The sequence below is a fragment of the Sphingomonas sp. GW821-FHT12D09 genome, from assembly GCF_058807215.1.
This window is the reverse complement of the sequence record NZ_JBXAQL010000001.1, coordinates 2,013,112-2,035,160: the sequence shown is the minus strand read 5'-3', so window position 1 is coordinate 2,035,160 and position 22,049 is coordinate 2,013,112. Positions and strand designations below refer to the sequence as shown.

Sequence of the window (22,049 nt, the reverse complement as noted above, 5' to 3'; positions counted from 1 at the left end):
GGGTTTTCAATGCGTTTCGTGCCCGTGCTTGCCTTGCTTGTCCTTTCCACGCCCGTGCTCGCCCAGACGGCAGATGCCGGCGGCAAGCAGGCGGCCGAAAAGCCCACCGACAAGAAGATCTGCCGCCCGATGCCGCAGACGGGCTCGATCATGACCAAGCGCGAGTGCCACACCAAGGCCGAGTGGGAAGCGCTGTCCAACAGCTCGGCCGCCGCGCGCGACAAGCTCAACCGCGATTATGGCGGTCGTCCGGGCGGCACGGGGATCTCCTCCCCCAACACCGGCGGCTAAGCTTGTTCGGCCGCGCCGGCACCAGGCCGGCGCGTGCCTAGCGCGCGTCGAACTTCATCAGTTCGTACGCGATCGAGGCCTCGACCAGCTGCTCCCAGAGCGCGCCCACCACATCCTCGGGCACGCCGGCGGCGCGGGCGTGCGCGCGGACATTGGCGATCACCTGCGCCTTGCGCGCCTCGTCGCGAACATGCCCGCGCTCGGGCTTGATGCGCGCCGCTGCGTCCATATAGCCGAAGCGCCGCTTGAGCAGCTGGACCATCGCCGCGTCCACGGCGTCTACGCCTGCGCGAACTTCGGTCATCGTGGTGCAGGCTTGCGGATCGATCATATCATGCATGCCCGCTCCTTGGCGGGGCATTCCGGCGCTGTCCAGCTTGACTCCCGTGCCGCCCGCCGCTAACCGCGCGCCTTCGCAATGGCCCCGCACCCCGGTGAAGCGGTGGCCCTGCCCTCCTTCGAGAGACAAGCAGGCGGATACCGGGAAAAACGTTGTCAGCGATTGCAAGGATTACATATGTCGAAGCGTTCCAGCGCAAAGTACAAGCTCGATCGCCGCATGGGCGAGAACATCTGGGGCCGTCCCAAGTCCCCGGTGAACAAGCGCGAATACGGCCCCGGCCAGCACGGCCAGCGCCGCAAGGGCAAGATGTCGGACTTCGGCATCCAGCTGCGCGCCAAGCAGAAGCTCAAGGGCTATTACGGCGATGTCACCGAGAAGCAGTTCAAGCGTGCCTATGAGGACGCTTCGAAGATGAAGGGCGATACGTCGCAGAATCTCATCGGCCTGCTCGAGCAGCGCCTCGACATGATCGTCTACCGCGCCAAGTTCGCGCCGACGATCTTCGCGGCCCGCCAGTTGGTCAACCACGGCCATGTGATGGTCGATGGCGAGAAGTGCAACATCGGTTCGCGCCGCATCAAGCCGGGCCAGACCGTGTCGCTGCGTTCGAAGGCGCAGGAGATGGCGCTGGTGATGGAAGCGCAGAGCCTCGCCGAGCGCGACATCCCCGATTACGTGTCGCCGGACGGCGCCTCGAAGATCACCTTCACCCGCGTGCCGACCCTCGACGAGGTGCCGTACCCGGTGAAGATGGAGCCGAACCTGGTCGTCGAGTTTTACTCGCGCTAAAGGTCGCTTCCTTCGGGAACAGGAAAAAGAGGGCGGTCCTTCGGGGCCGCCCTTTTTCGTGGGCGTGCCTGAACCGGACGCTTATCTATGAGCAACCGTCGATTTCAGTAGGGAGCATAGCGCCCATTGGTCACGCGGTTCGGGTTCGGAGCCGACGGGGCATAGACGAGGGGTGCCGGAGGCGGAGCATTGTTGTGCTGCACCGGCAGCTGCGCCGGATTGAATTGGAAGGGCGCCGGCTGGCCGAGGCCAGGGGGGAACTGGGGGACGTTGCCTATCCCGCCTTGCGGCTGCGGGGGCGGAGCCATTGTCGGTGGAGGAAGCACGAACACGGGTGCCTGGACGGTCACGGTGCCCGGCACAGGCTTCCGATTGAAGCCCTGCTGCGTCCACGTCTTGTTGAGATAGAGCAACTGATCCGCGTTGAGGGAATTGTTCACGCCGGGATGGTTGAAGGCGAAGCCGTCCTCCATGGCCTCGGTGATCGGCTTGGCGGTTTTCAAATTTCTGTTCATCAGGTTCTTCGCCGAACGAAGATTCTGGAATCTAACGGAAATATGGGCGCCAGTCAGTATCCCCAAGGTGGAGGTGAAATTCTCGGAACTGTTGCTGTCGGAGTTGGTGATGCTGCTCGACAGACTATACGGGCGAAGGAACTTCAATCGGAATATAAAATTGTCGGCGCCAAGTTCGCGGTCAAGATATTGTTTGAAACCGCGCAGACTTATCGCGCAGCCCATGCACGGGCAGGCACTAACCGCCATGCTTATAAAATGCTTGTTCCCGACATTGTTATTTTTTGATGACTTTGATTCAAGCCACTGGTCCAAGCTGTCGTAGCCGCTCTGGCTATACCTATCCTTAAAGGTCTTTATCGCCCAATCTTCAGCGTGAAAGTTGATTTTGAGTCCTTCGCTATTCCCGCCTTTGGTGCTTTGGTTGTAAACGCCTGACTGAAATTTCACACCTTTTGCGGCCTTATTGTTGTCGCCCAGCGCCACCAGCTTGCCATTTGCCTTGATGTAGGAAACTACCTTGCCACCTGCGCGGGCATCTTCTTCGCGGACGTCAAAATAAGCCGTGACGTTTACGGTCGTGCCGCGGACGGCTTTTCTTCCCTGGGATCGTTTGGACGTGGATTTGGGTTTGTTCGGGTCCTGGAACAGGTCGTCCTGCGAATAGGTCTTGAAAGCCCTCTTGCCGGTGTAGGTCGGGGACATGGTTTCGACCAAGTCGATCCCCAGTTGATTGAGTTTGAAGGGCGGGGCCGAAAATTGCTGCGCCCGCTGCACGATCCGCCCCGGCACCACAGGTTTGCACTGCATCGCCGCGGCCCGCGCCGGTGCGCCCGGCCGCGCCGCACCCGCCTGCGGCGAAGCAAAGCCCCGATGCGCCGCGGCCCGCGCGCCCATCCGGTCGGCCTCGGCCTCGAGGCTGCGATCCTGCACTACCGACACGCCCGATCCCGGCGCGCGCACGCGGCCCTGGCGCTGCTGGACGACATGGGTCAGCTCGTGCCCGATCAGCTGCTGCCCCTTCACCGTCTCCGGCTGATATTGGCCGGGCGCGAAATAGAGCTGCTCGCCCAGGGTGAAGGCCAGCGCCCCGATCCGCGATGCCTGCGGGCCGACATGCACCCGCACTGCGGAGAAATCGGCGCCCAATGCCGCCTCCATCTTGGCGAGCAGTGCCTGGGGCAGCGGGTTTCCGCCACCGCGCGACAGGCCGATCTGGACGGGATCGACTTCGAAGCTCTCGGCCACGCCATGCGCCTGCATCGCGGTGCCGCCGCGCTGATGCGCGAGCAGGGGACGGCCAGGTGCTGGCTTGGCCTGCACGGCGCCACGCTGGCTGCCAAAGGCGGGGGCCGGCGCGCCGGGGCGATGCTGGCCGATCGCGGGCGCGGTACCGTGCCGCGCCACGGTGGCCGGCACAGGCCCCGGCCGGCGCGGTGCGCCTACGAAGAATCCCTGGATCACGCCTGAAAACGAGTTGCCGTGCATTCCGGATCCCGTGCTGCCAATGATGTGACCGCGCCCGAAATATCCGGACCTAAGAACGGCTTAAGCCGACAACCATAGCAAATCACCATGGCAGCGAATAGCCTGAACAATTCAGGCAAAACCCCCGATTTGGTTGTAAATCCTTTACCCGGCAACGCGCCGAACTTCGTGCAGTATTTAAGCCGAGGCGCGCGGGACTCGCCGGGATCGATCTAGGGCAAGTATTCTGCCGCCTGCACGGCCCAGGCTGTGAACCACACCGATTCCGAACCATTCTACCCGAATTGGCGGAAAACTGCGGTTCCTGGCGGCCCGATTGACCCATTTCGGCGCCTCGGCATTTGGCTTTTCCTGCATGTTTCTGTAACATTTCCGCAAACAAAAACCCCGGGTCGCACTGGTTCATCCTTTCATCGCGCCGGGTCGTTTCCGGTGGACGAGGGCCTGTGTGTCGCCCGCAGAGTCCGTGTTCGCGTATCCATTCGCTTGAAAGTCCGGGGGGACCGAACATTGGGACTGCTTCATCGGGATACGTCTCTCGATCATCCGGGATTGGCGATATTGCTCGCCAGGCTCGCCGCGGTGCGCGCCGTGGCGGTGCCGCGCTATCCGTTGGCCGGCAACCGCAACGGCCGCTGCTATTGGAACGTGCGCGATCAGGTGCGCGCGCAGGGCGGCAAATGCGTGTTCGGCTGGATGCTGGTGGAGATACCCGGCGTAGCGCTGTTCGGGTGGCACCATGCCGTGTGGGAGGCGCCTTCGGGCATGCTCTCCGATATCTCGCCGCACCCGGTCACCGGTTGGGGCGTGGGCAGCACGGCGTTCGCCGTCGATCCGGTGCAGAATTACCCGCTCGACTGGCCCCCGGCCATGCCCCAGGTGTTCGTGCCGCTGACCAAGGCGGATGCGCTCGACCGGTTCATCGCCGCCGAGGCCGAAGTCCAGGGCCTGCGCGAGCGCTACCGCGATGCCGAGCGGGAGATTCCGTCCGCGACCTGCTTCGATGGCGATGCGGACCTGATCGTGCATGTCGAGACGGCGGCGGACATGGTCCGGCTGAAGAAGCTCGAACGCCGCTTCCTGCCGATGGTCCGCGCCGCCGAGGCGCGCCGCGACGCACTCGTCCCGGCGCTGACCGAGCTCCAGCAGGCGATGTTCGACCGCATCGAAGCCGCCTCCCATATCGCCGACCGCGCAGAGGAGGTCCTGCGCGCGGTCGGCGGCTGAGGCGCGGCTACGGATTGTCATCCGCGTCCGGCAGGGCCTAGGTTCGCGCGATGACCGAACCGGCGAATCCGACGCCGGCCGAGGCCCTGGCGATTGCCACGGCCGTGATGGCCGAGCGCTACCAGGGTGCCGCCTTCGGCATTGCCGCGGGCTCGCTCCTGCGCGGCGAGGGCACGGCCCATTCCGATCTCGACCTGATCATCGTCTATGATCGCGTGCCCGTCGCGCGGCGCGATTCCTTCCTTTTCGGTGCGTTGCCGGTGCAGGTCTTCGTCCATGACGAAGCCACGCTGGCCCGTTTCGTCAACATGGGTGCGGCGCGCGGGCGCCCCAGCTTTCCCGCGATGGTCGCGGAAGGCGAGGTGATCGGGCCGGCCGCGGAGCGGGGAGAGCGGCTGCGCCAAGCCATGGCGGTGCTTCTTGACAAGGGGCCGCCGCCGATCGGTTCCGATCAGGTCGATGCGATACGCTATGCAATCACCGAGGCCGTCGATGACCTGCGCGGCGATCGCAGCCCGGCGGAGTATCTTGCGATCGGCGTCATGCTCCACCCCCGGCTGGTGGAACTCGCCCTGCGCGGGCGCGGGCGCTGGAACGCCACGAGCAAATGGGTGCCGCGTGCGCTTGCCGCGATCGATCCTGATCTGGCGGAGCGGTTCGACCACGCGTTCCGCCAGCTCTTCGCGTCCGGCACATGCGCGCCGCTCATCACGCTCGCCGAACAGGAGCTGGCACGGCATGGCGGCCCGCTGTTCGATGGCGACCGCCAACTCGCCATGCCGGGGCCGGGATAAGCGCAGGGGCGCCCGTTCCTAGGTCCCCAGCTTCCGAACCGCGAAATCGATGAAGCTCGGCCAGTTGTCGCGGTTGTTGTGCCCGCCGCGATGTTGGCGAAAGGCGAGGTCGCCGTTCGTCACCGGCGTCAGTTCGGGCGGGAACGCAGTCGCGCTCAGCCCCTTCGCGCCGCCGATCGTCCAGGCCGGCGATGCCGCCACCGCCGCCAGGAAGCTGCCCTTGGGATCGACCCAGCCGTCCCCGGTGTCGACCGTGCCCGCACCGATGAACAAGGGCCGGGGGGCGGAAAGCGCGATCAGCATGTGCGCGTCCACGGGCAGGTCGAATTCGGTCCGGGGCCCGGCATATTTCAGGAAAGCGCCGGCGAACCAGTGATACTCGCCGCCGGCGGCGAGGTTGCCCATCCGCTCGCCGAAGTTGCGCCGGTACAGCGCCGCGCCGCCCGCGCCCGAGGAGCCGATGAACCCGATCGCGAAGTGCGGGTCATAGGCCATCGCCACCAGCGCCGCCTTGCCGTAGCGCGACAGCCCCTCGATGCCGATCCGGCGTACGTCAACCTTGGCGTCCGAAGCGATTGCTTCGCGCGCCCGGCTCGCCCCCCAGGCCCAGGCGCGCAGCACGCCCCAGTCCTGGGGGCCGCGCGGACGGCCCCTTAGCGAGATGCCGATCACCCCGGTCTTCAGCGATCCGCCATTGTCCGCCTGGATCGAATTCGCCACCACCACGGCATAGCCCCAGCCGCGCTCGAGCAGCTGTTCGGTATAGGGCGGGCCGGGGTCGGCGGGGCGGGGCGGTCCGGGGAATGTGAAGCCTTCGGGGAAGCCGAAGGAGAGCATTACCGGCACGCGCGTCTTGCCGGCGGGGAGCGTGTAGCGGACGGACAGGATCGCGGAGGCTTGCGGCCAGGCGCTGTTGTCCGCCTTGCCCTCCAGCCAGCGCCTGATCACCGGAGTCCCGGCTTCGACGGCTTTTTCCGTCTTCACGAGATTCCACGCTATTTTCGGGACAGTTAGCGGCACCCGGCCATAGATTTCGCGGTCGAACGCTTCGGTGATCTCGCGGCGGCGGCGGTCCCAGTCCCTGCTGTTCTTGACGAGCCGGCCGTCGTTCAGACGCATCAGGCTCGGAAGTTCGGGCGTGCCCGCCTTGGCCTCGTCATAGTTCACGGCATTGGGAGCATTGGGGTTGAAGCCGTCCGCGCCGGGGCGGATTAGCGTGATTCCCAGCTGATCCAGCATCGCCTGGCGGTCGGCATTGGCGGCGGTGTAATCCTGCTGCTGCGCGGCCGCCGGCAGGGCAAGTGCCAACAACGGCGCCCAAAGCGTCCGGTAGCGCACGGATTCCTCTCCTTTGTTATCGCTACCAGCCTGCCTCGCATTGCGATTGGGTGCAACTCTCGCCAACATCGCCCTACATTCGTTCCGAAAGGGATCCCATGCGCCATCTCCTGACTGCCGCCCTGCTGCTCGCCGGCACCGCTGCCAATGCCCAGACCATCTCCGCCGACACGATGAAGGAGGTCACAAGGGAGATTTCGCAGGACAGCTATGAGGGCCGCGCCCCGACCACGCCGGCCGAGGACAAGACGATTGCCTATATAGTCCAGCGCTTTGAAAAGGCTGGGTTAAAGCCGGGTAACAAGGGTAGCTGGACCCAGGACGTGCCGCTGGTCGAGATCTCCGCGAAGAACGTCCAGCCCCTGGTCTTCTCGGGCGGCAAGGCCCCCGTCAGCCTCGACTATCGCAAGGACCTGGTCATCGCCACCTACCGGGTGGTCCCCAAGGTAGCGATCAAGGACAGCGACGTCGTCTTCGTCGGCTACGGCATCAACGCCCCCGAGCGCGGCTGGAACGACTATGTCGGCCTGGACGTGAAGGGTAAGACGGTCGTCATCCTGGTCAACGACCCCGACTATCAAGCCCCTGAAGCCAAAGGCTTATTCGAGGGTCGGGCGATGACCTATTACGGCCGCTGGACCTACAAGTTCGAGGAAGCCGCACGCCAGGGCGCCGCCGCCGCGATCATCGTCCACGACACCTTCCCGGCTTCCTATCCCTGGGGGGTGGTCCAATCCTCCTGGACCGGCCCGCAGCTCGAGCAGGACACGCCGGGCGATCACATGGATCAGAGCCAGGCGATCGGCTGGATGCAGAAGGACAAGGCCAAGGAACTGTTCGCCGCCGCCGGCAAGGACTTCGACGCGCTCGCCGCCGCCGCCACCCACAAGGGGTTCAAGGCGGTGCCGCTGGGCGTAAAGGCCTCTGTCAGCTGGGATAATTCGATTCGGCGTCAGGCCTCGAAGAACGTCGTCGGTATCCTGCCCGGCACCGCCAAGCCCGATGAGGTCGTCCTCTATTCGGCGCATTGGGACCATCTCGGCCGCTGCGACGCGGTGAAGGGCGACGACATCTGCAACGGCGCAGTCGACAATGCCTCGGGCATCGGCGGCCTGGTCGCGCTGGCCGAGGCGCATGCCAAGGCGGGCCCGGCGAAGCGCAGCGTGGTCTTCCTGGCCGTCACCGCCGAGGAATCGGGCCTGCTGGGCAGCAAATATTATGCCGAGAACCCGGTCTATCCGCTGGCCAAGACGGTGGGCGGCGTGAACATGGATTCTCTCAACGTCATTGGAAAGACGAAGGATTTCGTGCTCACCGGCGCGGGCAAGTCCGAGCTCGAGGACCTGGTTAAGCCCTTCGTCGCTGCGGAGGGGCGCGTGATCGTCGCCGAGCCGCGGCCCGAGGCGGGCAGCTATTACCGCTCCGACCATTTCAGCTTCGCCAAGCTGGGCGTGCCGATGCTCTACGGCGAGAGCGGCGACGACCTGGTCAATGGCGGCAAGGAAGCCGGCAAGAAGGCGGCCGAGGATTATGTCCAGAACCGCTATCACAAGCCCCAGGACCAATATAACCCGAGCTGGGACTGGAGCGGCGCGGTTTCCGACCTCAACATCTATTACGGCCTTGGCCGCCAGCTCGCCGACGGCACCGCTTGGCCCAACTGGTATCCCACGGCAGAATTCCGCGCGGTTCGCGACAAGTCTCGCGCGGGGCAGTGAACGGGATTATGGGGGCAAAATGACGATTCTGCCCCCCAAGCCCGAATGGGCGCATCACGACGCCGTGTGGATCGGATTCCCCAGCCACCCCGAACTGTGGCTGGAGGACCTGCCCTCCGCGCGGATCGAAGTCGCTGCCTTTGCCAAGGCGGTGCATGCCGAAGGCCGCGGCGAGAAGGTGATCCTGGTCGCCGCCGATGACGAGGCCGCCGCCGCCGCCAAGCTGCTGGTCGGCAACGCCGCCAAGATCGTCGTCGAGCCGTTCGGCGACATCTGGCTGCGCGACACCGCCGCGATCATCGGCGGCGACCGCATCGCGCACGACTTCCGTTTCAATGGCTGGGGCGGGAAATACGACCTGGAAGGCGATGACGATATCGGCCTGCGACTCGCCGAGCGCGCGCGCTTCAGGGTCGAGGAACATGGCTGGGTGCTGGAAGGCGGCGCGATCGACGGCGACGGCACCGGCCTGGTCGTCACCACCGAGCAATGCCTGCTCAACCGCAACCGCAATCCGCAGCTGACCAAGGCCGATGTCGAGGAACTGCTGCACCGCGACCTTGGCTACAACGCCGTGCTGTGGCTGGGCGACGGGCTGCTCAACGACCATACCGACGGCCATGTCGACAATCTCGCCCGCTTCGTCGGCGAGAACCGGCTGCTGATCCCCGAGGCCGCCGAGAACGACCCCAATTGGCGCATCTACCAGGATGCCGCGCGCCGTGCCGAGGCGTTCGGGGTGGAAGTCGTCCGCTTTCCCTCGCCGGGTCGCGTGCTCAACGACGACGAGGAGATCGTGCCCGCGAGCTACATGAACTTCTATATCGGCAACGCCGCCGTAGTGGTGCCGCTCTATGGGCAGGAGAACGACCAGGCGGCGATCGACGCGCTGGCCAAGCTCTTCCCCGGGCGCGCGATCATCGGCCAGCGCGCCGACCATATCCTGACCGGGGGCGGCAGCTTCCACTGCATCAGCCAGCAGATCCCGGCGGCGTAAACAGGTTCGCGATTTTTGCGCACTGCGGTCCCCGGCCTTATGCCGGGGACCGCATGCGCATTCTGCGTTCCGGTATGGAGCCGTCTCGCGCCGTGCCCGAGCAGGCGTGATCCTATCCGTTCCACGGAGTCAAAGAGCGGCCGGCCAGGAGCCGACCGTGTGAGCCAAGCAGGCGAAATCCTACATTGCAAGCGCAACGCCGGTTTCGGGCCGAGACCAGGGCAGTAGCACGCGACTATCGGCCAGCGCGCAGACGATGTTCCGCGCATCGCCCTGGCCTCCCCGGTGGACCCCGGCACAAGGCCGGGGTGACGGGATGGGCTATTTGGCGGGGGCGGTAGCAACTGCTGCGGGAGCCGCCGGCCCGCTCACCCGCCAGATCATGTTGCCGACATCGTCCGCGACCAGCAGCGCGCCCGCCGCATCGGTGATCACGCCGACCGGGCGGCCGTTCACTGTCTTGCCGTCCTTGCCCAGGAAGCCGGTGAGCAGGTCGATCGGCTTGGCGGTCTTGAGCGGGAAGCCATTGTCGCCGAACGGCACGAAGACCAGCTTGTAGCCCGAAGGCGGCTCGCGGTTCCACGAGCCGTGCAGCGCGACGATCGCGCCATTGGCGAACGTGTCGCCCAGCTTCGCGTCGGCGGCGAAGGTGAGGCCCAGTGGCGCGGTGTGGGCGCCGAGCGCGAAATCGGGGCGCTTGGTATATTCGCGCAGGTCCGGCCGCTCGGGCGTCACGCGCTTGTCGACATAGCCGCCCCAGTAATTCCACGGCCAGCCATAAAAGGCACCGAAATCGACCTGGGTCAGATAGTCGGGCGGCATGTCCGAGCCGAGCATGTCACGCTCGTTGACCACGGTCCACAGCGCGCCGGTGTGCGGTTCCAGCGCCATGCCGTTGGGATTGCGCAGGCCCCAGGCATAGACGCGCGACGACTTGGTTTCCGGGACCACTTCGAGGATCGCGGCGCGGGTGCGCTTGGCCGCATCAAGCTTCTTGGCCACATCGAACGGCGTCTCGGCGGTGTAGATGTCACCTTCCTGCTCGAGCCCGTTCTCGGCGATGTTCGACGAGGAGCCGACCGCGACGAACAGGCTCTTGCCGTCCTTCGAGGGAAGGATGTTGCGAGCCCAATGATTGCCGCCGCCGGCCAGATCGATGACCTTCTCCGCCTTGGCGGTGATCCTGGTGTCGCCCGCCTTGTAGGGGAAGCGGACCAGCGCATCGGTGTTGGCGACATAGAGCCAGTCGCCGACCAGCGCGATGCCGCTCGGCGAATTGAGGCCCTCGATCAGCGCCGAACGCTGATCGGCCACGCCATCGCCATTGGTGTCGCGCAGCAGGGTGATGCGGTTGGCGGAGGGCACGCCGGCGCCGGCACGCTTCATCATCAGCCCCATGATCCAGCCGGTGATTCCGCCGCCGTCGCGCGGCGGCGAGTTGCTCTCGGCTACCAGCACGTCGCCGTTGGGCAGGCGATAGAGCCAGCGCGGATGATCGAGCTTGTCGGCGAAGGGCGCAACATTGAGGCCCGCCGCTGCGACCGGCTTGGCGCCGTTCGCCCAGCCCACCGGAGTCGCGATGCGAACGGTGGGGAAGTCCTGGCTGCGTGCCTCGCCGAGCTGGGGGACCACGCCGGTGACGGCCTGTTCAGAGAGCTTCGCAACGTCGGGGCGCGTAGCCCAGAAGAGGAAACCAGCGACCGCCACGGCGACGATCAGGAGGGCGATGAGGATACGTTTGAGCATGCGGGCGAGGATAGGGGCGGGGAAGGGGGAAGCCAATGATGGAATCAAATCCTCCCCCAGCTTGCTGGGGGAGGGGGACCGCCGCCGAAGGCGGGGGTGGAGGGGCACGCCGGGCACCGGCGCGGTGCGCCGGCCCCTCCACCATTGTTTCGCAATGGTCCCCCTCCCCGAGCAAAAGCTCGGGGAGGAATTCAGAGGGTCACTTCAGATCGAAACGATCGGCGTTCATCACCTTGGTCCACGCGGCGACGAAGTCCTGGACGAACTTCTCCTCATTGCCCTTCTCGGCATAGATCTCGCCGACCGCGCGCAACTCCGAGTTCGAGCCGAAGATCAGGTCCGCGCGGGTCGCGCGCCATGTCTCATGGCCCTCCTTGCGGTCGGTGGCGACATATTCGTCGTCGCCTTCGCCGGCCGCCGCCCAGACATTGGTCATGTCATAGAGGTTGACGAAGAAGTCGTTGGTCAGCTGGCCCGGCCGCTTGGTGAAATGGCCATGGCCGCGCTCGCCGTGATTGGCGCCGAGCACGCGCAGCCCGCCGATCAGCACGGTCATCTCGGGCACCGAGAGACCGAGCAGCGAGGCGCGGTCGAGCATCATTTCCTCGGTCTTCACCAGCAGCTTCTTCTTGCCGACATAGTTGCGGAAGGCGTCCGCCTCGGGCTCCATTACCGCGAAGCTGTCGGCGTCGGTCTGCTCCGCGGTCGCGTCACCGCGGCCGCCGGCGAAGGGTATGGCGACATTCGAGCCGCCGTCCCGGATCGCCTTTTCGAGGCCCACCACGCCGCCGAGCACGATGGCATCGGCCAGCGACAGCGAGCCGCGCAGACCGTTCAGCGTGCCGATCACCTTGGCGAGCATCTCGGGCTCGTTGACTTCCCAGTCCTTCTGCGGGGCCAGCGCGACGCGCGCGCCGTTGGCGCCGCCCCGGAAGTCCGACTTGCGGTAGGTGCTGGCCGAAGCCCAGGCGGTCTTGATCAGCTGGCTGACCGTCAGGCCGCTCGCCGCGATCTTGTCCTTCACGGCCTGGACGTCGGCGTCCGAAGGTTTGGTGCCGGCGGGGATCGGATCCTGCCAGATCAGGTCCTCCGCGGGGACTTCCGGACCGAGGTAGCGGATCTTCGGGCCCATGTCGCGGTGGGTCAGCTTGAACCAGGCGCGGGCGAAGGCGTCCTTGAACGCTTCATGGTCGGTGCGGAACTTCTCGCTGATCGCGCGGAATTCGGGATCGCGCTTCAGCGCCATGTCGGCGGTGGTCATCATCGTCGGGACGCGGAGGTTGGGGTCCCAGGCCGCCGGGGCCTTGTCCTCTTCCTTCTGGTCGATCGGCTGCCACTGGTTGGCGCCCGCCGGCGACTTCACCAGCTCATAGTCATAGTCGAGCAGCAGGCGGAAGAAGTTCTCGCTCCACTCGCGCGGCGTGTTGGTCCAGGCGCCCTCGATGCCGCTGGTCACGGTATGCTCGCCGATGCCGCCGCTCTCATGGCCGCTGACCCAGCCAAAGCCCTGCGCGACGAGGTCGCCGCCCGAAGGCGCCGCGCCGAGCAGCGAGGCGTCGCCATTGCCATGCGCCTTGCCGAAGGTGTGGCCGCCGGCGGTGAGCGCGACGATCTCCTCGGCGTTCATCGCCATGCGCGCGAAGGTCTCCTTCATGTCGCGCGCCATGCCGGCGTCGTCATGCGGGTTGCCGCCGGGGCCTTCGGGATTGACGTAGATCAGGCCCATCTGGATCGCGGCGAGCGGGCCTTCGAGCTCGTGCATGCCATGCTCGGGAGAGATGCGGGTCTGGACTCCCTCGTTGACCCATTTGTCTTCCGAGCCCCAATAGATGTCGCGCTCGGGCTCGAACACATCGGGGCGGCCGCCGCCGAAGCCGAACACAGGCCCGCCCATGCTCTCGATCGCGACATTGCCGGTGAGGATGAACAGGTCGGCCCAGCTGATGTGCTTGCCGTATTTCTGCTTGATCGGCCACAGCAGGCGGCGCGCCTTGTCGAGATTGCCGTTGTCGGGCCAGCTATCGAGCGGGGCGAAGCGCTGCTGGCCGCTGTTCGCGCCGCCGCGCCCGTCGGCGGTGCGATAGGTGCCGGCGGCGTGCCAGGCCATGCGGATGAAGAAGGGGCCGTAATGCCCGTAATCGGCCGGCCACCATGGCTGGCTGTCGGTCATCAGCGCAGTGAGATCGGCCTTGAGCGCGGTATAATCGAGCTGCTTGAAGGCTTCGGCATAGTCGAAGTCGGCGCCCATCGGGTTGGACGGGCCATTGGGATCGAGGATCTCGGTGGCGAGCATCTCCGGCCACCAGTCCTTGTTGGTGCGGCCGAGCAGTGCGCGCGCGCCGCTTGCGCCACCCATCGGACAACCGCCACCGTCGATCGATCCTGTCTTCGCGTCCATCTCCCGATCTCCTTGCTGAATTTATGGCCCATGGATGCCACTTCAGGCGCAATCGAAGAAATGGATTAGTTGACGGTCACTGATCGACCGGGTGATTTTTACGACACGCCGTTGTCACGCAGCGGATGCGCCGATGGCCCGGCGTGCCTGGGCACCCGGGGGATGGGCAGAAGGAAAGGACCGGCGCGTTCTCTTCTCGGGCGCTCGGGCTCGACGACGATTGCATTTGGTATTCGTGTTCTGTCGCGTCGAGACTTTCTGCTGTGGCGAGCCTCCCCTGTATCGCGGCCGTGGAGAAGCAGTCAGGGGTAGTTTAAAGGCAAGGGGCTCACAGCGCATTCAACTGGCGAAGCTTCGACTTACCGTAGCCGAACGACTCCGCGCCGATCCTCCGGCGACGCTGTTGCGCCACCGGCCTTCCGCATCTTCGTACTGGCCTGGTACGAGGAATGGCGCGGCTTATTACCTATTTGGTTTGTTTTGTCAAGCAGAATATCCGCTTCTGCCCCGTCATCCCCGCGCAGGCGGGGATCCAGGGTGGCAGAGCGACGTCCTTCGTGACCCTGGATCCCCGCCTGCGCGGGGATGACGATGAAAGAGCGGGGATGACGGTTAAAGGGCGGGTATGACGGTTATAGGGCGGGGATGACGGGTTGGGAGGCCCGGCGCGGCGTGCCTATTCCTCCGCCAGCGCCTTTTCGGCGGGGGGATGGAGGCGAAGCCGGGTGACGCGCTTGGGATTGGCCTCGACGATCTCGAGCTTCCAGCCGCTGTCATGCTCCAGGCACTCACCCGCTTCCGGCACGTGTCCGGCAAGCACGAAGGCGAGGCCGCCCAGCGTGTCGACATCGCCGTCCACTTCGCCCAGCCGCGGATCGACGGTCTCGGCGACGTCCTCCAGTTCGGCGCGGGCATCGGCGTCCCAGCCGCCGCCTTCGATCGGTACGAGCAGCGCGGTCGGCGCGTCGTCATGCTCGTCCTCGATCTCGCCGACGATCTCCTCGATCAGATCCTCGATCGTGATCAGCCCCTCGGTGCCGGAATATTCGTCGAGCACGATGGCGAGATGGGTGCGGCGCAGGCGCATCTGGGCGAGCAGGTCGAGCGCGCCCATCGACTGGGGGACGTAGAGCGGCTGGCGGATCAGCCCGGCCAGGCTCTCCGGGTGCGGGGCGCCGCTCGCCAGGATGTTGAACACGTCCTTGATGTGGACCATGCCGATGATGGTATCGAGCTCATCGCGGTAGACGGGCAGGCGGCTGTGGCCGGCCTCCTCGAACAGCTTCACCAGGTCGGCAAAGCTGGTCTTCTCGTCGACGGCGATGATGTCGGCGCGCGGCACGCCGACATCGCCGGCATCGCGCTCGCCGAAGTGCAGCAGGTTGCGCAGCATCTGCCGCTCGATCGGGGCGAGGTCGCCGGCCGGAGCCTTGCCGCCCTCTTCCTCATGCTCGTCGATCGCGTCTTCCAGGCGATCGCGCAGCGTCTCTTCCTGGTCATCCCCGAACAACAGGGTGCGGATCCCGCGCCATATCCCGCCACCTTCGTGGTTGTCGCCGTTGCTGGTGCTACTAGGGCCCTCGGGCATGTTCGGTGTTCAGTCCTCGCGTATCAGATAGGGGTCGTGCAGGCCGAGGCTGGCGAGCGCGGCGCGCTCCTTGTCCTCCATCGCCTCGGCTTCGGCGTCGTCCATATGGTCATAGCCTAGCAAATGGAGCAGGCCGTGGACAATCAGGTGCGTGGCGTGATCCTCGACCGAGATCTGGCGCTCCAGCGCCTCGGCCGCGCAGATGCCGTGCGCCAGGACGATGTCGCCCAGCAGCACCTCGCCATCGTCGCTATTCTCGGTCACTGCTTCCATCAGGTCCGGCTGGATCATCGGGAAGGAGAGCACGTTGGTCGGCTTGTCCTTGTCGCGATATTGCCGGTTGAGCACATGGACCTCGGCATCCGAGGTGAAGCGCACCGCGACTTCGATGGTCGCGGGATGGTCGAGCCATTCCAGGTACGGCGTCTGCTTGATCGCAACCTCGGCGGCACGGTTGGCGAGGGTCTCCCAGTCGGCGTCGGGCCAGGGGGATTCGACCAGGGCGGCTACGTCAAGCATCAGGCGAGATCCGTGTGAACAAAGTCGTTGCCCTTGTAGAGGAGCTTTGCCTGGTTGGCCTTGGCGCAGGCATAGGCGAAGCAATCGCCCATGTTCAGATTGGCGTCGTGGCGCCCCTTTCCATAGTCGAGGAACGCCTGAACGGCGAGCGCGCCCTCATCCGGGCCAATCGAGACCACGCGGATCTGCCCGGCCTCCAGCAGCGCTCCGATATCCTGTCGGGCTTCGTCCGGCGATCGCCGGCCCGAGCGGACGAGCGCGATCGCAGCCTCCCAGATCGCGACCTGGGAGGTGAAGGGGGCGCTCGAATCCCGCACTCTCGCGGCCTGATCGAGCGCATCCGCTTCATCCCCCAGCACGGACACCAGCACGGAGGCGTCGACGAACGTACTCATGCTTCGGGCACATTCTCTTCGCCGGAGAGCCAATCGAAGAAGGGCTTGTCCATCTTCATGCCGGAAGCGGCGGGCAAGGGATTGCGCGCCCGATATTCCTTGAGCCAGGCCACCAGGTCGAGCCTGGGCGCCCCGGCTTCTATTTCCGCCTTCCGCCGCAGCAAGGCGTCCCGCACCGCGTCGGTCTTGGTCGTGTTGAGCATTGTCGCGACTTCCGCCGCCAACGCCGCCGTCTCGCTATCCTTGATGTACAAAGAGGCCATGATTTCCTCCGGGGATATCCTTATCCTATGCGAGGATATCCCATGTTTCAAGCATTCGGGCCCTCATAGGCGTCGACGATCCGGCCGACGATCGGGTGGCGGACGACATCGGCGGTGGAGAAGCGCGAAAAGGCGATGCCCTCCACGCCCTCGAGCCGCCGGGTCGCGTCGTTGAGGCCCGAGGCAGGCGGGCCGCCGGGGAGGTCGACCTGGTTGGGATCGCCGCAGATCACCATCCGGCTGTTCTGGCCGAAGCGGGTGAGGAACATCTTCATCTGCGCCGGTGTGGTGTTCTGTGCCTCGTCGAGGATGACGAACGCGTCGGCAAGGGTGCGGCCGCGCATGAAGGCGATCGGGGCGATCTCGATCTCGCCGCTGGCGATGCGCCGCTCGACCTGCTCGGCGGGGAGGCAGTCGTACAGGGCGTCGTAGATCGGGCGGAGATAGGGATCGACCTTCTCCTTCATGTCGCCGGGCAGGAAGCCGAGCTTCTCGCCGGCCTCCACCGCCGGACGGGAAAGGATCAGCCGCTGGACGCTGCCGGTGATCAGCTGCGCCACGGCCTGCGCCACGGCGAGATAGGTCTTGCCGGTGCCGGCCGGCCCCAATGCGAAGATCATGTCGTGCGAGACGAGCGCGCGCATATAGGCCGCCTGCGCCACCGAGCGCGGCACGATCGTCTTCTTGCGGGTGCGGATCATGATCTGGCCCGACGCATCGCCATGATCCGCCTTGACGATGCCGGTGAACATCGGCTCGCTCGACATGGCGATCACCGCGTCGATCAGGCCGGTGTCGATCACTTCGCCGCGAATGACGCGGGCGTGGAGTTCCTGCAGCACTTCGCGGGCATGGGCGACGGCCTCGGCGGTACCCTCGATCTGCACGCGCTGGCCGCGGGCATGGATGTAGACGCCCAGCCGTTCCTCCAGCGCCAATATGTTGCTGTCGAACTCGCCGAAGAGCTGGGGCAGGAGCTGGGGCTTGTCGAAATTCACCTCTGCACGGGAGCGTTCACCGGACTGGGCGGGGACAGGCTTGCGGCTCATGCTGCTCCTTCACGCTGGAAAATGTTGAATCTCTTGGTAGTCGCACGCGTGCGCGCGGTCGCCGGCTTGCCAAGGCGCGTAGCGGCACTGCGTGTCAAAGCGAAGACGATGCGGGCGGTTCCCTGTCGCATGCGATATGGGAAGAGTGGCAGAGGATTTCCAACTTTGACAGGGGGAAAGACACGGGCACGCAATCGGCGCCGCGCCGTGTCTCCCTTGCAACGCCAAGGTCAGTTCAGGAGCGCCAGCTCGGTGTCGAACTCGATCCGGTCGCGCCCGGCATGCTTGGCGGCATAGAGCGCCTTGTCGGCACGCTGCATAGCCACTGCGATCTGTTCCGGGCCGCGCAGGAAGGCGAGGCCGCAGGAGAAGGTGACCGGCTCGTCGGGATCCGGGCCGATCGGATCGGCGTGGAGCGCGGTGCGCAGCCGCTCCATCATCGACCTGGCTTCGCGCGGGCCCATGCCGGGGATGAGGATCGCAAATTCCTCGCCGCCCCAGCGCGCGATCAGGTCCGAGCGGCGCATCGTCTCGCTCAGCCGGTGGGCGAATTCCTGGAGGACGAGATCGCCTTCGTCATGGCCGAAGATGTCGTTGACCCGCTTGAAGAAGTCGATGTCGACCAAGGCGAGCGTGGCGTGGGTGCCGGTGCGCAGATGGGCGGCGGCGTCGAGGAAGCCGCGGCGGTTGCGCAGGCCCGTGAGCAGGTCGCGCTCGGCGGCGTCGCGCAGCTGGCCGATCCGGGTGTTGGTGGCGAGCGCGGCAAGGCCGACGCTGTCGAGCAGCTCGCCGGCCAGGTCGCGGCCGCCCGCGGGGATGTCGGTGATCGGCTTGCCGTCCTGCACCTGGCGCAGCATCGTCGAGGCCTGGCGGATCGGCGCAAGCAGGGCGCCGAGCGCGACGATCGCGCCGATCGTACCGGCGAGAGTGGCAAGCAGCAGCGGCACGAACACGCGCCATTGCCATTCGCCGAGCGCCGCCTGGCTGGCGACGAACACGATCAGCGGCAGATGGACCGCGGCGAAGCATATCGCGAAGATGCGCAAGTGGAAATGGCGCGGGAAGAGAAACCGCGTCGCGAGATAAAAACGCATGCCTGTGCGATCCCCGTTTTGCTGTCGACCGTCCCGGACGGGGCGGCGCGCTGGTTGGAAAGCGGGGTAGGATCGCGAAACTTACCCGAAGCTTGCCGGGAATCGTTAATGCGGTGGAACGAGTCGCGCCGGCGATGAGCGGGCAGTGTCTTGCCGGCATGCTGCGAAGATGCGCGAGCGTTGCGCTGTAGCAGGGCCATAGTGCGGGTAGCGGCCGACAGCGTTGCCCCGAGGCATCTCAGCCTATTGATCTGGATCAAGACACTTTCCAGGCTCAGGCGCAAGTAACATCCTCGCTGCGGACAGCATTCCTTAAACAATTACTGCAAGGTCTTATCCCGCCAAGTTTGAGGAGGCGGGGCATGGGGGTTTCTCGGGGGGCGTTGTGGGCCGGCGTCGCGATTGCGGGGGCGTTGTTGGCGATGTTGCTTGCCGCGGCGCAGCTCAGTGTCGATGCGTCGCATGCGACACGGCCGATGCTGCTCGGGCTGCTCGCGATCGCCGGAGCCTTCGCCCGGCCCTGGGCGCGCAGTATGCGGGAAGCGCGCCTGGCCGAGCTCGCCGAATGCTGGGGCCTGATGACCCTGGTCAGCCTGATGGGCGCGCTCGCCAGCTATGCGGTGATCCGCCTGACCACTGGCCAGGCCGATGCGTTCCTCGCCGGGATCGACCAGCTGCTCGGGTTCGACTGGATTGCCGCCTACCGCTTCACCGCCGCGCGGCCATGGCTCGCGCGCATCGGCGAGCTTGCCTATCTGAGCATCTTCTTCTCGCCGATGGTGGTGCTGGCCGGGCTGGCGCTCTCTGGCCGAGCGGAGCGTGCCCGCGCGCTCGTCGCTGCGTTCGGGATCGCGCTCGGCATTGCACTGGCGATCTTCTGCTTCTGCCCGGCGCGCTCGGCGCTCGCACATTATATCGGCAGCGACATCCCCTATATGCCCGCCACCGGCATCAGCCATCTGGCAGCGATCGACCAGCTGCGCTCGGGCGAGATGCGCGTGATCGATGTCGCCTCGCTATCGGGCATGATCACCTTTCCGAGCTTCCATGCGGTCGCCGCGGTGCTGTTCATCTGGGCGGCCTGGCCGCTCGCCTGGCTGCGCTGGCCGTGCCTGGCGGTGAATGGGGCGATGCTGCTCGTCACGCCGGTGCAGGGCACGCATTACCTGATCGACGTGATCGGCGGCATCGCGCTGGCAATCGCGGTGGTGAACGCCCACCGGCTGCCGGCGCTGCGGACGATGCGCCTGCGCTTGAGCCCGCCACGCCGCGCGGCGCTGGGCTGAGCCGGATCAGGCGGCTGCCTTCACCCGCTCGACGCCCGTCAGCGAATTGCCATAGCCGCCGGTGATCTCGACTTCGAGCGTGTCGCCGACCTTCGCATCGGTGTTCAGGTAGACCGACTGGAGCCAGGGCGACTTGCCGAGCATCTGGCCGGGAAGCTTGCCCTGGCGCTCGATCAGCACGGCGCAGGCCTTGCCGATCGTTGCCTGGTTGAAGGCGAGCTGGTCGCGGTTGAGCGCGGCCTGGAGGCGCTGGAGGCGTTCGTCCATCACTTCGGGGGCGATGAAGACGTCGCGCATCTCTGCCGCGGGCGTGCCGGGGCGCGGGCTGTACTTGAAGCTGAAGCACTGGGCATAGCCGACCGCGTCGACCAGGCTCAGCGTCTCCTCGAACTCGGCGTCGCTCTCGCCGGGGAAGCCGACGATGAAGTCGCCCGACAGCGCAATGTCCGGGCGCGCCGCACGGACGCGGTCGAGGATCTTCAGGTAGCTGTCCCGCGTGTGCGAGCGGTTCATGGCTTTCAGGATGCGGTCGCTGCCGGCCTGCACGGGCAGGTGCAGGAAGGGCATCAGCTTCCCGACCTCGGCATGCGCGCGGATCAGGCCCTCGCGCATGTCGTTGGGATGGCTGGTGGTGTAGCGGATGCGGGCGAGGCCCTCGATCCGGTCGAGCGCGTGGATCAGGCCGTGCAGGCCGGTGCCGGCCTCGTCGTCCCAGGCGTTGACGTTCTGGCCGAGCAGGGTGATCTCGCGCGCGCCAGCATCGACCAGCGCCTTCGCCTCGTCAACCAGCTCGGCGAACGGCCGGCTGATCTCGGCGCCGCGGGTATAGGGCACCACGCAATAGGTGCAGAACTTGTCGCAGCCTTCCTGCACGGTGAGGAAGGCGGTGGGGCCGACCTTGCGGCGGCTGGGCAGCGCGCCGAACTTGCTCAGCGCCGGCATGTCGGTGTCGAGCATCGACTGGCCGCTGGCGGCCTTGGCCACCAGCTCGGGCAAGTTGTGATAGGCTTGGGGGCCGACCACGACATCGACCTTGGCGCGGCGGACGATCTCGGCGCCCTCGGCCTGCGCGACGCAGCCGGCTATCGCGATCATCGGCTCGGCCCGGTCGGCCTGGCGGGCATCCTTCCGCAGGCGGCCAATGTCCGAATAGACTTTCTCGGTCGCCTTTTCGCGGATGTGGCAGGTATTGAGCACGACGAGATCGGCGGCCTCGCCCTCGGCGGCGGCAGTCATGCCCTGCGCGGCCATCAGCTCGGCCATGCGCTCGCCGTCATAGACGTTCATCTGGCAGCCGAACGACTTGACGTGGAAGGTCTTGGGGTTTTTCGGGGCGTTCATTTGGCGGGGCTATACCGATTTACACCCCTCCCTGAAAGGGAGGGGAGTTCTAGGGTCAGGCTTCCGGCTTCGGCTTGTAGCCGATCGCTTCCTCGGCGAAGCGGAACGGGCGCAGCGGCTGGCCCAGCACCTTCACCAAAGCGTCCTCGATCCGCCGGCGGCTTTCCGCGGCGATGACCTTGCGGCCGGGGAAGTCGCGGGGGTGGAAGGGTTCGAGGAAATGGACGTCGAGGCGGAAGCTGCCCTTGCGGGCCAGGATACGCTTGGCGTTGCTGAGGCCGCGTTCCTGGCCGATCCAGCTGATCTCGTCGGCGGCGGCGCCGTAGTTCAGCATCACCGGCTGGACCATCACGCCGGGCGGCGGCGGCTCGAGCACGCGCAGCATCGGCGTCTTGAACGGAAGCAGCGACTTGCCGTCGGTGGTGGTGCCTTCGGGGAAGATGGTGACTGCCCAGGTCTCGGCCAGCGCGTCGCGCAGCTCGTTGATCTGCTCGGCGACGCCGAGGCGGTTCTCGCGCTTCACATAGACGGTGCGGTTGAGCCCGGCGAGCCAGCCGACCACGGGCGAGCTCTGGATCTCGGCCTTGGCGATGAACGCCGTGCCGCTCGCGCCGCCGAGTGCCAGGATGTCGATCCAGCTGAGATGGTTCGAGACGTAGAAGACGTCGCGCTTGAGGTGCGTGCCGACGCGGTGGACGCGCGCGCCGCAGATCCGGGCCGCGGTGCCGAGGAAATGGCGCGGCCAGGGCGAGGGCAGGCGGAACAGCCGAAAGAGATAATGGAGCGGCACGAAGAACAGCACCGCCAGCACCAGCATCGCGACGCGCGCCCAGATGCGGCATTGTTCGGTGAAGGTCAGCGGTGCGTCGA

The 22,049-nt window shown here is 66.1% G+C and carries 20 protein-coding genes; 7 read left to right on the top strand and 13 right to left on the bottom strand.

What is annotated here, in order from left to right; all coding sequences use genetic code 11:
• Positions 1-9: 9 nt before the first annotated feature.
• Positions 10-291, top strand: a complete 282-nt coding sequence (locus tag AC1RPL_RS09200; RefSeq protein ID WP_493068938.1) for a hypothetical protein — start codon at positions 10-12, stop codon at positions 289-291.
• Positions 292-328: 37 nt separating this feature from the next.
• Here AC1RPL_RS09200 and AC1RPL_RS09195 read toward each other — a convergent pair whose 3' ends face one another.
• Positions 329-631 carry a chorismate mutase gene (locus tag AC1RPL_RS09195; RefSeq protein ID WP_493068937.1) on the bottom strand — a complete coding sequence of 101 codons (303 nt, stop codon included), beginning with the start codon at positions 629-631 and terminating at the stop codon, positions 329-331.
• A gap of 177 nt (positions 632-808) precedes the next feature.
• Here AC1RPL_RS09195 and rpsD point away from each other — a divergent pair, with 177 nt between their 5' ends.
• Entirely contained in the window at positions 809-1,423 is a 615-nt protein-coding gene (rpsD, locus tag AC1RPL_RS09190; RefSeq protein WP_493068936.1) for a 30S ribosomal protein S4, read from the top strand.
• 104 nt (positions 1,424-1,527) lie between these two features.
• Here the strand turns inward: rpsD and AC1RPL_RS09185 are convergent, their stop codons facing one another.
• The gene (locus tag AC1RPL_RS09185; protein ID WP_493068935.1) at positions 1,528-3,426 is read right to left on the bottom strand and encodes an eCIS core domain-containing protein; all 1,899 of its coding nucleotides are present in this window, start codon (positions 3,424-3,426) and stop codon (positions 1,528-1,530) included.
• Between the two features lie 552 nt (positions 3,427-3,978).
• Here AC1RPL_RS09185 and AC1RPL_RS09180 point away from each other — a divergent pair.
• Together AC1RPL_RS09180 and AC1RPL_RS09175 are read left to right on the top strand one after the other, a co-directional pair.
• On the top strand, positions 3,979-4,653 hold the full coding sequence (locus AC1RPL_RS09180) for a hypothetical protein (protein WP_493068934.1): 675 nt from the start codon (positions 3,979-3,981) through the stop codon (positions 4,651-4,653).
• A gap of 50 nt (positions 4,654-4,703) precedes the next feature.
• Complete coding sequence (locus AC1RPL_RS09175) at positions 4,704-5,447, top strand: nucleotidyltransferase domain-containing protein (RefSeq protein ID WP_493068933.1); 744 nt, start codon at positions 4,704-4,706, stop codon at positions 5,445-5,447.
• 18 nt (positions 5,448-5,465) lie between these two features.
• Here the strand turns inward: AC1RPL_RS09175 and AC1RPL_RS09170 are convergent, their stop codons facing one another.
• Positions 5,466-6,785 carry an alpha/beta hydrolase family protein gene (locus AC1RPL_RS09170; RefSeq protein WP_493068932.1) on the bottom strand — a complete coding sequence of 440 codons (1,320 nt, stop codon included), beginning with the start codon at positions 6,783-6,785 and terminating at the stop codon, positions 5,466-5,468.
• Positions 6,786-6,883: 98 nt separating this feature from the next.
• Between AC1RPL_RS09170 and AC1RPL_RS09165 the strand changes: the two genes are divergently transcribed.
• Positions 6,884-8,503 (top strand): M28 family metallopeptidase, encoded by a 1,620-nt coding sequence (locus tag AC1RPL_RS09165; RefSeq protein ID WP_493068931.1) that lies wholly within the window; start codon positions 6,884-6,886, stop codon positions 8,501-8,503.
• A 19-nt stretch (positions 8,504-8,522) separates the two neighbouring features.
• On the top strand, positions 8,523-9,500 hold the full coding sequence (locus AC1RPL_RS09160; RefSeq protein WP_493068930.1) for an agmatine deiminase family protein: 978 nt from the start codon (positions 8,523-8,525) through the stop codon (positions 9,498-9,500).
• A gap of 321 nt (positions 9,501-9,821) precedes the next feature.
• Here the strand turns inward: AC1RPL_RS09160 and AC1RPL_RS09155 are convergent, their stop codons facing one another.
• The 8 genes from AC1RPL_RS09155 to AC1RPL_RS09120 form a co-directional block, all read right to left on the bottom strand.
• Entirely contained in the window at positions 9,822-11,246 is a 1,425-nt protein-coding gene (locus tag AC1RPL_RS09155) for a PQQ-dependent sugar dehydrogenase (protein ID WP_493068929.1), read from the bottom strand.
• A gap of 199 nt (positions 11,247-11,445) precedes the next feature.
• Complete coding sequence (katG, locus tag AC1RPL_RS09150) at positions 11,446-13,644, bottom strand: catalase/peroxidase HPI (RefSeq protein ID WP_493068928.1); 2,199 nt, start codon at positions 13,642-13,644, stop codon at positions 11,446-11,448.
• 676 nt (positions 13,645-14,320) lie between these two features.
• Positions 14,321-15,232, bottom strand: a complete 912-nt coding sequence (locus AC1RPL_RS09145; protein WP_493068927.1) for a hemolysin family protein — start codon at positions 15,230-15,232, stop codon at positions 14,321-14,323.
• A gap of 9 nt (positions 15,233-15,241) precedes the next feature.
• On the bottom strand, positions 15,242-15,751 hold the full coding sequence (ybeY, locus tag AC1RPL_RS09140) for an rRNA maturation RNase YbeY (RefSeq protein ID WP_493068926.1): 510 nt from the start codon (positions 15,749-15,751) through the stop codon (positions 15,242-15,244).
• A complete protein-coding gene (locus AC1RPL_RS09135) occupies positions 15,751-16,146 on the bottom strand; it encodes a type II toxin-antitoxin system VapC family toxin (RefSeq protein WP_493068925.1) in 396 nt (131 codons plus the stop codon). The genes ybeY and AC1RPL_RS09135 overlap by 1 nt, the downstream gene beginning before the upstream one ends.
• Entirely contained in the window at positions 16,143-16,409 is a 267-nt protein-coding gene (locus tag AC1RPL_RS09130) for a type II toxin-antitoxin system VapB family antitoxin (RefSeq protein ID WP_493068924.1), read from the bottom strand. Before AC1RPL_RS09130 ends, AC1RPL_RS09135 begins: the two co-directional genes overlap by 4 nt.
• A gap of 47 nt (positions 16,410-16,456) precedes the next feature.
• Complete coding sequence (locus AC1RPL_RS09125; RefSeq protein WP_493068923.1) at positions 16,457-17,458, bottom strand: PhoH family protein; 1,002 nt, start codon at positions 17,456-17,458, stop codon at positions 16,457-16,459.
• A 230-nt stretch (positions 17,459-17,688) separates the two neighbouring features.
• Positions 17,689-18,552 carry a GGDEF domain-containing protein gene (locus tag AC1RPL_RS09120; protein WP_493068922.1) on the bottom strand — a complete coding sequence of 288 codons (864 nt, stop codon included), beginning with the start codon at positions 18,550-18,552 and terminating at the stop codon, positions 17,689-17,691.
• Between the two features lie 362 nt (positions 18,553-18,914).
• Here AC1RPL_RS09120 and AC1RPL_RS09115 point away from each other — a divergent pair, with 362 nt between their 5' ends.
• Entirely contained in the window at positions 18,915-19,838 is a 924-nt protein-coding gene (locus tag AC1RPL_RS09115) for a phosphatase PAP2 family protein (RefSeq protein ID WP_493068921.1), read from the top strand.
• A 6-nt stretch (positions 19,839-19,844) separates the two neighbouring features.
• Here the strand turns inward: AC1RPL_RS09115 and miaB are convergent, their stop codons facing one another.
• Together miaB and AC1RPL_RS09105 are read right to left on the bottom strand one after the other, a co-directional pair.
• Positions 19,845-21,179, bottom strand: coding sequence for a tRNA (N6-isopentenyl adenosine(37)-C2)-methylthiotransferase MiaB (gene miaB, locus AC1RPL_RS09110; protein WP_493068920.1), 1,335 nt, complete (start codon positions 21,177-21,179; stop codon positions 19,845-19,847).
• A gap of 55 nt (positions 21,180-21,234) precedes the next feature.
• Complete coding sequence (locus AC1RPL_RS09105) at positions 21,235-21,996, bottom strand: lysophospholipid acyltransferase family protein (RefSeq protein WP_493069112.1); 762 nt, start codon at positions 21,994-21,996, stop codon at positions 21,235-21,237.
• Between the last annotated feature and the right edge of the window lie 53 nt (positions 21,997-22,049).